Source organism: Avibacterium volantium (genome assembly GCF_049366555.1).
Lineage (GTDB): Bacteria > Pseudomonadota > Gammaproteobacteria > Enterobacterales > Pasteurellaceae > Avibacterium > Avibacterium volantium_A.
The window spans coordinates 1-332 of the sequence record NZ_JBMMGT010000082.1; the positions used below are offsets into that span (position 1 = coordinate 1).

General features: G+C 46.7%; 1 protein-coding gene. It reads right to left on the bottom strand.

Going from position 1 to position 332, the window contains the following annotated elements; all coding sequences use genetic code 11:
- On the bottom strand, positions 1–332 hold a 332-nt coding region (locus tag ACLS0A_RS11085; protein ID WP_416083515.1), incomplete at both ends, for an Ig-like domain-containing protein.

Here is a 332-nt window from a genome sequence, read left to right on the forward strand (position 1 = left end):
GTAGTATCCGTTTCAACCGTGTAATCTTTCGGCTCCGCAGACACTTCACCTTTATTACCCGCTTCATCTGTCGCGGTGATTTTCGCTTCCACTTTCTTATCAGCGTCTTGTTGCAACTCGCTTACAGGCACATCAACAGTGAATTTACCTTCATCATTCACAGTGGTTTCGTATGGCTTGTCGTTAACCGTCACAACCACTTTGTCGCCGTCTTTAAATTCGCCTTCAACGTGACCTGCTACAGGCACATTGTCGCCTTTCGCTTCTTCTAGGCTCAGTTGATTATCATCACCTGCAACCGTGTCGATCACCAATGTAGTGGTTTGCGCATT